Source organism: Microbacterium sp. No. 7, from assembly GCF_001314225.1.
Taxonomy (GTDB): Bacteria; Actinomycetota; Actinomycetes; order Actinomycetales; family Microbacteriaceae; genus Microbacterium.
Map to the genome: position 1 here is coordinate 2,680,301 of NZ_CP012697.1, position 12,711 is coordinate 2,693,011.

Below are 12,711 nucleotides of genomic sequence, written 5' to 3' on the forward strand. Positions count from 1 at the left end.
CTCCCGACCCGGCGGCCGCTCAGCCCCCGAACAGCAGCGCCCGCGCGGGCTCGCGCAGCAGGGCGCCGACCTCGACGAGGAACCGCGACGCCTGCTCGCCGTCGACGACGCGATGGTCGAACGACAGGCTGAGCGCGAGCACGTCGCGCAGCGCGATCCCGCCGTCGTGCTCCCACGGGCGCCGTCGCACGGCTCCGATGCCGAGGATGCCGGCCTCGCCCGGATTCAGGATGGGCGTTCCGGCGTCGACCCCGAACACGCCGTAGTTCGTGATCGAGAAGGTGCCGCCGGAAAGGGTCTCGAGCGCGGGCCGGCCGCCGCGTGCCTCGTCGACGAGCCCCGCGATCGCGTCGGCGAGCTCGGCGAGGCCGAGCCGGCCGGCCTCCTTCACGTTCGGCACGACGAGGCCCCGCTCGGTCGCCGCGGCGATGCCGAGGTTCACGAAGCGGTACTGCTCGATGACGCCGGCCTCCTCGTCCCAGCGCGCGTTGAGGTCGGGATGCCGCGACAGCGCGAGGCACACGGCCCTCGCGACGACGGCGAGCACGCCGATGCGATGCGGCGCCGCGCGGGGATCGGCGCGCAGCCGGGCGACGAGCTCGGTGGTCGCCGTGACGTCGACCTCGAGGAACGTCGTCGCATGCGGCGCGGTGAAGGCGCTGCGCACCATCGCGTCGGCCGTGTGCCGGCGCACGCCGCGCACGGGGATCCGCGTCACGCGATCGTCCGGCGGAGCCTCCGCCCGGCGCGCGACGTACGCGTCGACGTCGGCGCGGGTGATGACGCCCGACGGATCGGATGCCGTGACCAGCTCGAGGTCGACGCCCAGGTCGCGCGCGCGTGCGCGCACGGGCGGCGTCGAGCGCGGCCTCTCGTGAGGCGCCTCGTCGGCGACGTGCGCGGCGACGGCGTCGTGCGGGGCCGCCGCGCGCACGGCGGTGTCGAGCGCCGCCGCGGTGTCGAGGCCGGCCGCCGCGCCGTGCGTGCGGGGCCGGCGCTGCGGCCGGCCCGCGGCGCGCGGCGCGGCGCCGTACCCCACGAGGTTCGGCGCCGGGCGCTCCTCCGCGTCGTGCGCAGACGGCTCGGGAGCGCGCTCGGGCGCTCCCGTCTCGATCGCGATCACGGGCGCGCCGACCGCGACCACGTCGCCCGCGGCCGCGTGCAGCGCGGCGACCGTGCCGGCGAACGGCGACGGCAGCTCGACGATCGCCTTCGCGGTCTCGACCTCGGCGATCGGCTGGTTGAGCGCGACGGCGTCGCCGGGGCTGACGAGCCATTGCACGATCTCGGCCTCGGGCAGGCCCTCCCCGAGATCGGGAAGGCGGAACTCGGCGATCACGACGTCACCCCCGCCGCGCTGTGGCTGCTGGGCCGGCCCTGCACATGGTCGACGGCGTCGAGCAGGCGGTCGAGATCGGGGATGTGGTGCTTCTCCAGCTTCGCCGGCGGGTAGGGGATGTCGTGACCGGTCACGCGCAGCGGCGGCGCCTCCAGATGGTGGAAGCACAGCTCCGTCACGCTCGCGATCAGCTCGGCGCCCAGCCCGGCCTCGCGGGGCGCCTCGTGCGTCACGACGACGCGGCCCGTCTTGCGCACGGATGCCGTGACCGTGCGGTAGTCGACGGGCGAGAGCGAGCGCAGGTCGATGACCTCGAGCGAGACGCCCTCGTCCTCGGCGGCGATCGCGGCATCCATCGCGACGTGCACCTGCGATCCATAGGCGAGCACGGTCACGTCGGTGCCCTCGCGCACGACGCGCGCCACGCCCATGGGCGCCGCGTCGGCGATGTCCGCGTCGAGATCGACCTCGCCCGCCGAATGATAGAGGCGCTTGGGCTCGAAGAAGACCACGGGGTCGTCGCACGCGATCGCCTGGCGCAGCATCGTGTAGGCGTCGGCCGGGTTCGAGACGGCCACCACGCGCAGCCCCGCGGTGTGCGCGAAGTACGCCTCGGGCGACTCGGAGTGATGCTCGGCGGCGCCGACGCCGCCCGCCCACGGCATCCGGATCGTCAGCGGCATGCGCACGCGCCCGCGCGTGCGGTAGTGCATCTTCGCGACCTGGCACACGATCTGGTCGAACGCGGGATAGACGAACCCGTCGAACTGGATCTCGACGACCGGACGGAAGCCCCGCATGGCGAGCCCGACCGCGGTGCCGACGATGCCCGACTCCGCGAGCGGCGTGTCGATCACCCGCTGCGGGCCGAACTCCGCCTGCAGCCCGTCGGTGATGCGGAACACCCCGCCGAGCGTGCCGACGTCCTCGCCCATGATCAGCACGCGGTCGTCGTCGGCGAGCGAGCGGCGCAGCGCCGCCGTGAGCGCCTTGCCCATCGTGAGCGCGGCCATCGCTCACACCCCCTCGAACGACGCGAGGTACGCGCCGAACCGGGCGCGCTGGGCGGCGAGCCCCGTGTGCGGCGTCGCGTAGACGTGGTCGAGCACCGTGATCGGATCGGCCGGGACCGCCCCGATCGCCGCCGCGCGCATCTCGGCGGCGAAGGCGTCGGCCTCGCGCTCGACCTCGGCGGCGAACGCGTCGTCGTACGCGCCGCGTGCGCGCAGATGCGCCTCGAGCCGGGTGAGCGGGTCGCGGCGCCGCCAGGCCTCGACCTCGTCGGCGCTGCGGTAGCGCGTCGGATCGTCGGACGTGGTGTGCGGCCCCATCCGGTAGGTCACGGCCTCGATGAACGCCGGGCCATGGCCGCCGCGCGCGTGGTCGAGCGCCCAGCGCATCGCCGCGGTGCACGCGATCACGTCGTTGCCGTCGACGCGCACGCTGGGGATGCCGAAGCCCGGCGCGCGGCCCGCGATCGGATGCCTCGCCTGCACGCTCACCGGCTCCGAGATCGCCCAGTGGTTGTTGGAGCAGACGAAGACGACCGGTGCGCCGAACGACGAGGCGAAGACCATCGCCTCGTTGACGTCGCCCTGGCTCGTCGCGCCGTCGCCGAAGTAGGCGACGGCCACCTGGTCCCCGCCGTCGCGCTGCACGCCCATGGCGTAGCCGACGGCGTGCAGGCTCTGCGCGCCGATGATGATCTGCGGGGTCGCGACGTGCAGCTCGTTCGGGTCGAAGGTCGACGCCACCTCGCCGCGCCAGCTCAGCACCAGGTCGGCGGGCCGGGCGCCGCGCGCGAAGAGCACGCCGTGCTCGCGGTAGCTGGGGAAGACGGCGTCGTCGGGCCGGCAGGCGCGGACGGTGCCGATCTGCGCCGCCTCCTGCCCCTGCGCGGGCGCCCAGAGACCGAGCTGCCCCTGTCTCTGCAGGGCGACGCCCTCGGCGTCGATGCGGCGCGTGAGCGCCATGTCGCGGTACAGGCCGCGGAGCGTCCCGTCGTCGATCCCGGCGCTCCACGGCTCCAGCAGCGGATCGACGACGCGGGTGCCGTCCTCGGTGAGCAGGCGCGCGACGGCGCCGATGTCGGTGGGGTTCGTCGTGCTCAGGGTGTGCATCATCGTCATCCCTCTCGTTCGCCCCGCGCCTTGTGGGCGCGGCAGCGGGTCACGGGGCCGACGGCGTCGTCGGCTGTTGCGACAGAGCGTACGTCGAGGTCGCACCTCGCTCAAGCATGTCGCGAAGCTTTGAGCATCTTGCGCATACCCGGCCGTTCAGGACTGCTACTCTTTCGCATTATGAGACTGCTCGACCGCACCGACATTGAGCTCCTGAGCGCCCTCGCCGACGACCACCGGGCGACCGTCGTCGCCCTCGCCGAGCGGCTCGGCCTCTCGCGCAACACGGTGCAGGCCCGCATGGCGAAGCTCGAGCGCTCGGGGGTGTTCCTCTCCTACGAGCACGCGATGTCGCCGCGCGCGCTGGGCTATCCCATCGAGGCGCTCATCAGCGTCGTCGTGCACCAGGCGAGCCTGCCGGCGATCGCCGACGAGCTCGCGGCGATCCCCGAGGTGCTGCACGCGCTCGGCCTCAGCGGTCAGACCGACCTCGTCGTGCGGGTCGCCGCGGTCGACACCCAGCACCTGTTCGACATCGACGAGCGGATCCTGGCGATCGACGGCGTCGAGCGCACCGAGACGTCGCTGGTGATGCAGGACGTCATCGCCTACCGGGTGCGGCCCCTGCTCGACGCCGCCCGCGCGGAGCGCTGAGCAGCCGGCCCCGTACCGGAGGCGTGCGGTCGAGGCGCACGAGCACGACGCCGGCGAGGATGAGCGCGCCCCCGACGAGCTGCACGGGGGCCGGCGTCTCGGCCAGCAGCAGCCACGCGTACATGAGCGCGAAGAGCACCTCGCTGAGGCCGACGAACGACGCGAGCCGCGAGCCCAGATAGGGCACCGCCATGACGCCCAGCGCATACCCCAGCGTCGTCGCGACGATCCCGACGAACAGGATCGGCACGATCCCCGGCACCTCGACGCCACGGAAGACCACCGTCACCTCCGGGGCGGCGAACGGGAGGATGCCGGTGACGCCCAGCAGCGCCATGAACGCGGCGCCGATGAGGAGGCCCCCCGACGCGAGCGCGAGCGGCGGCAGGTCGTCGCCGGTGCGCTCCGCGAGGACGAAGTAGAAGCACACGCACACGGCCGCGCCGAGCGCGAAGAGCGTGCCGAGCGGGCCGAACCGCGCGCCCGCGATGTCGACGACGAGCACGAGCCCGGCGATCGCGACGACGGAGCCGCCGACCACGAGCCGGGAGGGCGCCCGGCGGGTGCGCAGCCAGACCCAGCCGACGAGGATCACCGGCGCCAGGTACTGGATGAGCAGGGCGACGGCGACCGGCATCCGCTGCATCGCCGTGAAGAACAGCAGCTGGCATCCGACCACGGGGAACAGGCCGAAGAGCACGAGCGACGACCAGTGCCGGCGCAGGAAGGCGCGCTCGCGGCGCACGGCGATGACGAGCATCGGCGACAGGACGAGCCCCGCGAGCCCCATCCTCACGACGAGCGCCGACGTGAGCGACCAGCCCGCCTCCAGCAGCGGCTTGACGAGCGGGCCGCTCGACGCGAAGGCGAGCGCCGACGCGACGCCGAGCACGATCCCGATCGAGCGCGGGGCCGACGCGACGGGCTCGATCGGCGGCGCGAGCGGGCCGACGAGCGGGACGGGGGCCGTCTGCGTCACGGCGCATCCTTCGGGGTTCGGGCGGTCATGAGTGACCGGTGTTTACACTGGTGACGATGAGGGAGACGCTAGCGGGTCGATACGTCAGGAGTCAAGATGCTTTTCATCCGTGACACGGAGATGGCGCTGAGGGCCGCGGTCGCGCTCGTCAACACGCTGCCCGAGTGCAGTCCCGACGGCGAGGACCACCTCGTGGGCGGCGACGACTTCGAGGCGTACATCGCCGTCTACCCCTACACGGGCGCGCTCGTGCGCGACGAGCAGGAGCTGGCCGCCGTGCGCGCCCACCGGCGCCGCCTCCGCGCCCTGTGGGACGTCGGCCGCGACGACGCCGTGCCGCTCGTGAACGCGATGCTGCGCGACGGGCGCGCGCTCCCCCAGCTGGTGCGGCACGAGGGCTTCGACTGGCACATCCACGCCGCCGACGACAGCGCGCCGCTCGCGACGCGCATGCTCGTCGAGGCCGGCATGGCGTTCGTCGACGTCATCCGCTCCGACGAGTGGGGCCGGGTGCGCGTCTGCGCCGCGGACGACTGCACGGCCGTGTACATCGACTACTCGAAGAACGGCTCCAAGCGCTACTGCGACGTCGGCAACTGCGGCAACCGCATGAACGTCAACGCCTACCGTCGCCGGAAGGCGCGAGAGAGCGCCTGATCGCCTCCGCGGCCGGCTGCGGCGTCTCGTAGTGGATGAGGTGGCCGACCGCCGGGATCTCGACGAGCTCGGCGTCCGGGAAGAGCGTCTGCAGGCGCCGCTCGGCCTCGATCGGGGTGATGTCGTCGAGCTGCGCCGCGATCAGCAGCGTCGGCTGCGCGATGCGCGGGGCGAACTGCCGCACGTCGTTCGACACCGAGGCGACGAACGCCTGCAGCAGCACGTCGCGGTCGGCGAAGCGCGAGAAGTACGTGTCGTGCTGGTCGTGGACGAACGCGCGCAGCCCGCGGTCGCGCGTCTTGGCCATCGACGCGCTCATGACCCGCACGATGAGCCGGTTGCGCAGCAGCGCCTCGCCCACGCGGCGCGGCAGGGCCGCGCCCGCACGGTAGTACAGCACCGCGAGGCGGGTGAGGATGCCGCGGGGCCCCTCCAGCGCGGGGGCGCCGATGGGGTTGACGAGGATCACGCGCGGCGTCTCGAGTCCCCCGGCGACCGCCGCCGCGACGACGATCGAGCCGAACGAATGGCCGAGCACGGGCGCGCCCGGCGCCGTCGCGGCCGCGAACGCCGTCAGCCAGCGCGCGTATGCGTCGATCGTGTGCACGGTGCCCGGCAGCGGCGGCGTCTCGCCGAAGCCCGGCAGGTCGGGCGAGACGACGCGGACGCCGTCGAGGTGCGCCACGACCGGCTCGAGCCCGTGGTGGTCGCCGCGGAACCCGTGCACGAGCACGAGCGTCGTCTCCGCGTGCGGATCGCCGTAGACCCAGTACGCCGTCGTCCCGCCGAGCACGTCGACCTCGCGGCGCTCGACGGGGATCGCCGCGAGACGCTCGGCATAGGGGTTCGGGCCGCTCACCCGTCGAGTCTACGTTCGCCGCGCGCCCGCGCCGTCTCGCCCGGCCCCGTCGGTTTGCCGATGTCGGTGCTCGGGCCTAGCGTCGTTGTCATGAACGAGCGGCGGCCCGACACCCTCCCCCTGTGGGACGACGACGAGTGGCACGACGGCGAGCGGCGCGACGGTCCGGGGCAGGCCGACGAGCCCGCCCCGGCGCCGACCCCCGAGTGGGCGCACCGCCTCGGCGTGTTCGACCTGGAGACGACGGGCGTCGACGTGGCGGGCGATCGCATCGTGACGGCGCACGTGGGCGTGCTCGCCGCCGACGGCACCGCGATCAGCGCGCGGACGTGGCTGGCCGACCCCGGCGTTCCCATTCCCGCGGCGGCATCCGAGGTGCACGGCATCACGACGGCGCATGCGCGGGCGTCGGGCCGGCCCGCGCGCGAGGTCGTCGCCGAGATCATCGACGCCCTGCGCGAGCTGTTCGCCCAGGGCATTCCCGTCGTGGCATACAACGCGCCGTTCGACTTCTCCCTGCTGCGGCACGAGGCCCTGCGGCACGGCATCCCGCCCATCGACGATCCCGCCCCCGTCATCGACCCGCTCGTCGTCGACAAGCGCGTCGATCGCTTCCGCAAGGGCAAGCGCACCCTCGAGGCGGTCGCGCAGCACTACGCCGTGCCGCTCGACGGCGCGCACGACGCGTCGGCCGACGCGACCGCGGCCGGACGCGTCGCACAGGCGATCGCGAGCCGCTTCGAGCTGCCCGCGTCGGCGCTCGACCTGCACGCCGAGCAGGTCGGCTGGGCGCAGGAGCAGTCGGCGAGCCTGACCGAGTACCTCGTGCGCGTGGGACGGCTCGACCCCGCCGAGGAGCTCGACGGCAGCTGGCCGATCCGCTGAGCCCGATCCCCGGGCCCGCACCGCCCGCCCTCAGCGCTGCCCGCGCAGATCGCCCACGAGGAACGCGACGCTCGACTGGTAGGGGTGCGCCTGCACGATGATCATGCCCGGCGAGGACTCGACGCCGCCCTCGCACTCCTCGCACACGAAGGGTGCGCCGGACTGCCGCTCGACGATCGTCTGAGGCTCCACGTCGACGAGGTCGAACCCGACGAGCAGGCCGCCGGCCCGCACGTCGTCGCTCTCCCCGCACATCGAGCCGGAGCGTCCCCGCACCTCGAGCGTGACGCAGGTCTGCGCGCCGCCGGCGGCCGTCCCCCACCAGACGAGCGCCTCCTCGTACTGCGCGAGCAGCGTCACCCCGGCATCCCATCCGCCGTGCGCCGTCACCTCGGACGTCGGCGTCGCCTGCACGCGCTCCCGGCTCGCCTCGCTGTCGGTGACCCATCCCCCGAGCACCAGCGGCTGCGGCGCCGTTCCGCCCTCGACCGCCGACGCGGCGCCCCACCGGAACCCCAGCACCCCGGCGGCGACGACCAGCACCGCCACGAGAGCGGCCCGCAGCCATCTCCCCCGCGGCGCGTGCCGCCGCGGGGCGTCGAGCACGGCCGTCGTCGCGGAGCCCTCCGGGTGCGCACGGTGCGCCGCCGACGGGACGGGCAGCTCGGGACGGCGCGGGGCGACGACGGGGGTGCGCGCGGCCTCCAGCTCTTCGAGCCGGCGCAGCTGCGCGGCATCCAGGCGCCCGCCGCCGGGCCCGTAGGCCAGCGCGCGCAGCGCCTCGAGCTCGGGATCGGACGTCACGTCCCCAGCATCCCATGGCCACGGCGCGCCGGAACGACGAAGGCCCCGCCGGAGCGGGGCCTTCGCGGGGTGGCGGCGTGCTTACTTGCTGCCGAAGTTCTTGAAGCGCTGGTTGAACTTCTCGACGCGGCCGGCCGAGTCCATGATGCGCTGCTTGCCCGTGTAGAACGGGTGCGACGCGGAGGAGATCTCGACGTCGATGACGGGATACGTCACGCCGTCGAGCTCGATCGTCTTGTCGCTCGTGACCGTCGAACGGGTCAGAAAGGTCTCGCCGGAGCCGAGGTCGCGGAACACGACCGCCTGGTACTCGGGGTGGATGTCGGTCTTCATGATGATCCTTCTCAGAGGCGCCCTGGATTTTGCCAGGACAGTCGAAGTCTGCGGTGCGAACGCACCAAAGAGCGATTCTATCAGCTTTCGGATGCCGCGACGGCCCGCGCCGCATAGCGCCCGTCGGCCTCGGTCAGCGCGATCTCCATGCCGAACGTCGCCGTCAGGTTCTGCGCCGTGAGCGTCTCGGCGATCGGCCCCTGCGCGACGACGCGGCCCTCGCGCAGCAGCAGCACGTGCGTGAACCCGACGGGGATCTCCTCGACGTGGTGCGTCACCATCACCATCGCCGGCGTGCCGGGGGCCTGCGCGTAGCCGCTGAGCAGGCCGAGCAGCTCCTCGCGCGCCCCGAGGTCGAGGCTCGCGGTGGGCTCGTCGAGCAGCAGCAGCTCCGGGTCGGTCATGACCGCGCGCGCGATCTGCACGCGCTTCTGCTCTCCGTCGGAGAGCGTGCCGAACGTGCGCTCGGCGAGCTGGTCGAGCCGCCACTCCGCGAGCACGCGGCGGGCGCGGCGCTCGTCGACCGATTCGTACCGCTCGCGCCAGCGGCCGAGCACCGAGTACGCCGCGGTCAGCACGACGTCGATCACGGTCTCCTCGTGCGGCACGCGACGCGCCATCGACGACGAGGCGAACCCGATGCGCGGGCGCAGCTCGAACACGTCGGAGCGTCCGAGCCGCTCGTCGAGGATCGTCACGGTGCCCGACGTCGGGTGGATCAGCGTGAACGCGAGCTGCAGCAGCGTCGTCTTCCCGGCGCCGTTGGGGCCGAGCACGACCCAGCGCTCGTCGCCGTTGACGGTCCAGTCGACCCCGTCGACGATATTGCGGCTGTGACGGCGGACGACGACATCGGAGAAATCGAGGGCCTGGGGCATGCCCCCAAGCCTATCGGCCGGGTGCGCCCGCGCGACCCGACGCCACGACCTCCCGGTAGAGTGCGGCCGTCGCGTCGGCGATGGCGCTCCAGCTGAAGTCCTCGGCCGCCCGCCGCCGGCCCGCCTCGCCGTAGGCGCGCGCCTTCGCGGGGTCGGAGACGACCTCGGTGAGCACGGCCGCGAGGTCGGAGACGAACCGCTCGGGGTCGGTCGGCGTGCCGGTGCCGTCCTGCACCTGCTCGATGGGCACGAGCCGGCCCGTCACGCCGTCCACGACGACCTCGGGGATGCCGCCCGTCGCGGTGCCCACGACCGCGGCGCCGCACGCCATGGCCTCCAGGTTGACGATGCCGAGCGGCTCGTACACCGAGGGGCACACGAACGTCGTCGCGCTGGAGAGGATGGCGCACAGCTGCTCGCGCGGCAGGAACTCCTCGATCCACACGACGCCGTCGCGCTGCGCCTGCAGGTCGCGCACGAGCCCCTGCACCTCGGCCATGATCTCGGGCGTGTCGGGCGCCCCGGCGCAGAGGACGAGCTGCACGTCCCGGGGCAGGCGCTCGGCGGCGCGCAGGAAGTAGGGCAGGCCCTTCTGGCGCGTGATGCGCCCGACGAACACGACCGACGGACGCGCCGGGTCGATGCCGAGGCGCTCCAGCAGCGCGGCGTCCTCCCGCGGGTGCCAGGCCTCGACGTCGATGCCGTTGTAGATGACCTTGACCCGGTCGGGGTCGAGCGACGGATAGCTGCGCAGGATGTCCTGGCGCATGCCCTCGCTCACCGCGACGATCGCCGCGGCGCCCTCGTAGGCGGTCTTCTCGATGTAGCTCGAGACGGCGTACCCGCCGCCCAGCTGCTCCGCCTTCCACGGCCGCAGCGGCTCGAGCGAGTGCGCCGTGACGACGTGCGGGATGCCGTGCAGCAGCGAGGCGAGGTGGCCGGCGAAGTTCGCGTACCAGGTGTGGCTGTGCACGACATCGGCGCCCGCGACGTCGCCGACGATCTCCAGATCGGTGCCGAGCGTCTGGATCGCGGCGTTCGCCGAGCGCAGCTCCGCGGGCACGCCGTACGACGTCGTGCCGTCCTCGTCGCGCTCCGCCCCGAAGGCCCTGACGTGCACGTCGATGGCCGTGCGCAGGGCGCGCACGAGCTCGGTGACATGCACTCCGGCACCCCCATAGATCTCCGGCGGATACTCCTTCGTGACCACGTCGACTCGCATGAAACGAACGCTAGTACAGCGCGCCTTTCCGGCATAGTCTGAAGCCATGCCTACAGCGCCGAAGGTCCTCGGAATCGTCCTCGCCGGCGGTGAGGGAAAGCGACTCATGCCCCTTACTGTCGACCGTGCCAAGCCTGCCGTCCCGTTCGGCGGGCAGTACCGATTGATCGACTTCGCGATCTCCAATCTCATCAACTCGGGGTTGCGCCAGATCGTGGTGCTGACGCAGTACAAGTCGCACAGCCTGGACCGGCACATCTCGCAGACCTGGCGCATGTCGGCGCTCCTGAACTCCTACGTCGCCTCGGTGCCGGCGCAGCAGCGCCTGGGCAAGCGCTGGTTCGCCGGCTCCGCCGACGCGATCCTGCAGAGCCTCAACCTCATCAACGATGAGAAGCCCGACATCGTGATCGTGATCGGCGCCGACCACGTGTACCGCATGGACTTCCGGCAGATGCTCGACGCGCACATCGAGTCGGGCGCGAAGGCGACGGTGGCCGGCATCCGCCAGCCGATCTCGCTCGCGAACCAGTTCGGCGTGATCGACATCGATCCCACCGACCCGACGCGCATCCGCGAGTTCCTGGAGAAGCCGCAGAGCCCGGTGGGCCTGCCCGACAGCCCCGACGAGGTGCTCGCCTCGATGGGCAACTACATCTTCGACGCGCAGGCCCTCATCGACGCCGTCGTCGAGGACGGCGACCTGCCCGGCTCGAACCACGACATGGGCGGCGACATCATCCCCTACTTCGTGAGCAAGGGGGATGCCGCGGTCTACGACTTCAAGGCGAACGACGTGCCCGGCTCGACGGATCGCGATCGCGACTACTGGCGCGACGTGGGAACGATCGACTCGTTCTTCGACGCGCACATGGACCTCATCTCCACGCTGCCCGTGTTCAACCTCTACAACACCGACTGGCCGATCCACTCGCAGGCGATCAACTCGCCGCCCGCGAAGTTCGTGCGCGACGGCGTGGGACGCATGGGCAACGCGATCGACTCGATCGTCTCGCTCGGGTCGGTGCTCTCGGGCACGCACCTCGAGCGCAGCGTCGTCGGCCCGTGGAGCCTGTCGGGCGGCGGCTCCACGATCACCGACTCCGTGCTGTTCGACGGCGTCACCATCGGCCCCGGTGCCCGGGTGCACCACGCGATCCTCGACAAGAACGTCGTGCTCGACGCGGGCGCGACCGTCGGCGTCGACCGCGAGCGCGACCTCGCGCGGGGCTTCACGGTCACCGACAGCGGCATCACGGTCGTCGGCAAGGGCATCCGCGTCACGGGCTGACGCGACGGGCACGAGAGCGTCGGGCGTTCCGCCACCCGGTACGGTGGTGGGGTGCCCGACGCTCGTCTTCTCGTCGTCTTCGACGCCGACTCCACTCTCATCCGCAACGAGGTCATCGAGCTGATCGCCGACGAGGCCGGCCGCGGTGCCGAGGTCGCCGCGGCGACCGAGGCGGCGATGCGCGGCGAGGTCGACTTCGCGACGAGCCTGCGCTCGCGCGTCGAGGCGCTGCGCGGGGTTCCCGTCGAGGCCTTCGCCCGCGTGCTCGCGCGCATCGAGCCGACGCCCGGCGTGCGCGAGCTGATCGCCGAGATCCATGCGCGCGGCGGCGTCGCGGCGGTCGTGTCGGGCGGGTTCCACGAGATCCTCGACACCGTCGCCCCCGCGCTCGGGGTCGACCTGTGGCGCGCGAACCGGCTGGAGGTCTCGGAGGGCGTGCTCACGGGACGCGTCGACGGCGAGATCGTGGACGCCGAGGGCAAGGCCGCCGCGCTCCGCGAGTGGGCGGCCGCCGCCGGCGTTCCGCTCTCGCGCACCTACGCGATCGGCGACGGCGCCAACGACCTGCGCATGATGGATGCCGCGGGGCTCGGCATCGCATTCAACGCGAAGCCCGCCGTGCGCGCGCAGGCCGACCTGGTGATCGCCGACGTCGACCTGCGCGAGGTCGTCCCGCTGCTGCCCTGACGG

At 72.8% G+C, this 12,711-nt stretch carries 14 protein-coding genes; 5 read left to right on the forward strand and 9 right to left on the reverse strand.

The genetic code is table 11. The annotated features are described in order from the left end of the window. Positions 1–19: 19 nt before the first annotated feature. The 3 genes from AOA12_RS12410 to pdhA are packed head-to-tail and all read right to left on the reverse strand — an operon-like array spanning position 20 to position 3,468. Positions 20–1,339 carry a dihydrolipoamide acetyltransferase family protein gene (locus tag AOA12_RS12410; protein WP_054683171.1) on the reverse strand — a complete coding sequence of 440 codons (1,320 nt, stop codon included), beginning with the start codon at positions 1,337–1,339 and terminating at the stop codon, positions 20–22. Next, on the reverse strand, positions 1,336–2,352 hold the full coding sequence (locus tag AOA12_RS12415; RefSeq protein ID WP_054683173.1) for an alpha-ketoacid dehydrogenase subunit beta: 1,017 nt from the start codon (positions 2,350–2,352) through the stop codon (positions 1,336–1,338). Before AOA12_RS12415 ends, AOA12_RS12410 begins: the two co-directional genes overlap by 4 nt. 3 nt (positions 2,353–2,355) lie before the next feature. Further along, positions 2,356–3,468 carry a pyruvate dehydrogenase (acetyl-transferring) E1 component subunit alpha gene (gene pdhA, locus AOA12_RS12420; protein ID WP_054683174.1) on the reverse strand — a complete coding sequence of 371 codons (1,113 nt, stop codon included), beginning with the start codon at positions 3,466–3,468 and terminating at the stop codon, positions 2,356–2,358. A 171-nt stretch (positions 3,469–3,639) separates the two neighbouring features. Between pdhA and AOA12_RS12425 the strand changes: the two genes are divergently transcribed. Beyond that, the gene (locus tag AOA12_RS12425) at positions 3,640–4,113 is read left to right on the forward strand and encodes an Lrp/AsnC family transcriptional regulator (RefSeq protein ID WP_054683176.1); all 474 of its coding nucleotides are present in this window, start codon (positions 3,640–3,642) and stop codon (positions 4,111–4,113) included. Here AOA12_RS12425 and AOA12_RS12430 read toward each other — a convergent pair. Beyond that, positions 4,061–5,092 (reverse strand): EamA family transporter, encoded by a 1,032-nt coding sequence (locus AOA12_RS12430; RefSeq protein WP_231637076.1) that lies wholly within the window; start codon positions 5,090–5,092, stop codon positions 4,061–4,063. The two genes, AOA12_RS12425 and AOA12_RS12430, sit on opposite strands and share 53 nt — an antisense overlap. A gap of 96 nt (positions 5,093–5,188) precedes the next feature. Here AOA12_RS12430 and AOA12_RS12435 point away from each other — a divergent pair, with 96 nt between their 5' ends. Beyond that, a complete protein-coding gene (locus AOA12_RS12435) occupies positions 5,189–5,749 on the forward strand; it encodes a CGNR zinc finger domain-containing protein (protein ID WP_054683178.1) in 561 nt (186 codons plus the stop codon). Here AOA12_RS12435 and AOA12_RS12440 read toward each other — a convergent pair. Then, positions 5,709–6,608, reverse strand: coding sequence for an alpha/beta fold hydrolase (locus AOA12_RS12440; protein ID WP_054683180.1), 900 nt, complete (start codon positions 6,606–6,608; stop codon positions 5,709–5,711). The two genes, AOA12_RS12435 and AOA12_RS12440, sit on opposite strands and share 41 nt — an antisense overlap. A 90-nt stretch (positions 6,609–6,698) precedes the next feature. Here AOA12_RS12440 and AOA12_RS12445 point away from each other — a divergent pair, with 90 nt between their 5' ends. Further along, positions 6,699–7,493, forward strand: a complete 795-nt coding sequence (locus AOA12_RS12445; protein ID WP_231637077.1) for a 3'-5' exonuclease — start codon at positions 6,699–6,701, stop codon at positions 7,491–7,493. Between the two features lie 30 nt (positions 7,494–7,523). Here the strand turns inward: AOA12_RS12445 and AOA12_RS12450 are convergent, their stop codons facing one another. From AOA12_RS12450 to glgA, 4 genes are all read right to left on the reverse strand, one after another. Continuing rightward, positions 7,524–8,297 carry a hypothetical protein gene (locus AOA12_RS12450; RefSeq protein WP_054683183.1) on the reverse strand — a complete coding sequence of 258 codons (774 nt, stop codon included), beginning with the start codon at positions 8,295–8,297 and terminating at the stop codon, positions 7,524–7,526. Positions 8,298–8,378: 81 nt separating this feature from the next. Continuing rightward, positions 8,379–8,630, reverse strand: a complete 252-nt coding sequence (locus AOA12_RS12455) for a type B 50S ribosomal protein L31 (protein ID WP_054683186.1) — start codon at positions 8,628–8,630, stop codon at positions 8,379–8,381. 80 nt (positions 8,631–8,710) lie between these two features. Continuing rightward, positions 8,711–9,508 carry an ABC transporter ATP-binding protein gene (locus AOA12_RS12460; RefSeq protein WP_054683188.1) on the reverse strand — a complete coding sequence of 266 codons (798 nt, stop codon included), beginning with the start codon at positions 9,506–9,508 and terminating at the stop codon, positions 8,711–8,713. 10 nt (positions 9,509–9,518) lie between these two features. After that, on the reverse strand, positions 9,519–10,730 hold the full coding sequence (glgA, locus tag AOA12_RS12465) for a glycogen synthase (RefSeq protein ID WP_054683190.1): 1,212 nt from the start codon (positions 10,728–10,730) through the stop codon (positions 9,519–9,521). 46 nt (positions 10,731–10,776) lie between these two features. Between glgA and glgC the strand changes: the two genes are divergently transcribed. Further along, the gene (gene glgC / locus AOA12_RS12470; protein ID WP_054683191.1) at positions 10,777–12,021 is read left to right on the forward strand and encodes a glucose-1-phosphate adenylyltransferase; all 1,245 of its coding nucleotides are present in this window, start codon (positions 10,777–10,779) and stop codon (positions 12,019–12,021) included. A gap of 51 nt (positions 12,022–12,072) precedes the next feature. Further along, positions 12,073–12,708 (forward strand): phosphoserine phosphatase SerB, encoded by a 636-nt coding sequence (gene serB / locus AOA12_RS12475; RefSeq protein WP_054683193.1) that lies wholly within the window; start codon positions 12,073–12,075, stop codon positions 12,706–12,708. Positions 12,709–12,711 lie beyond the last annotated feature (3 nt).

Bases quoted from the DNA above. Each gene is read 5' to 3' on its own strand.
- glgC (WP_054683191.1), top strand. From the start codon at position 10,777: ATGCCTACAGCGCCGAAGGTCCTCGGAATCGTCCTCGCCGGCGGTGAG.
- AOA12_RS12415 (WP_054683173.1), bottom strand. From the start codon at position 2,352: ATGGCCGCGCTCACGATGGGCAAGGCGCTCACGGCGGCGCTGCGCCGC.
- AOA12_RS12460 (WP_054683188.1), bottom strand. From the start codon at position 9,508: ATGCCCCAGGCCCTCGATTTCTCCGATGTCGTCGTCCGCCGTCACAGC.
- AOA12_RS12435 (WP_054683178.1), top strand. From the start codon at position 5,189: ATGCTTTTCATCCGTGACACGGAGATGGCGCTGAGGGCCGCGGTCGCG.
- pdhA (WP_054683174.1), bottom strand. From the start codon at position 3,468: ATGACGATGATGCACACCCTGAGCACGACGAACCCCACCGACATCGGC.
- AOA12_RS12425 (WP_054683176.1), top strand. From the start codon at position 3,640: ATGAGACTGCTCGACCGCACCGACATTGAGCTCCTGAGCGCCCTCGCC.
- glgA (WP_054683190.1), bottom strand. From the start codon at position 10,730: ATGCGAGTCGACGTGGTCACGAAGGAGTATCCGCCGGAGATCTATGGG.
- AOA12_RS12445 (WP_231637077.1), top strand. From the start codon at position 6,699: ATGAACGAGCGGCGGCCCGACACCCTCCCCCTGTGGGACGACGACGAG.
- AOA12_RS12455 (WP_054683186.1), bottom strand. From the start codon at position 8,630: ATGAAGACCGACATCCACCCCGAGTACCAGGCGGTCGTGTTCCGCGAC.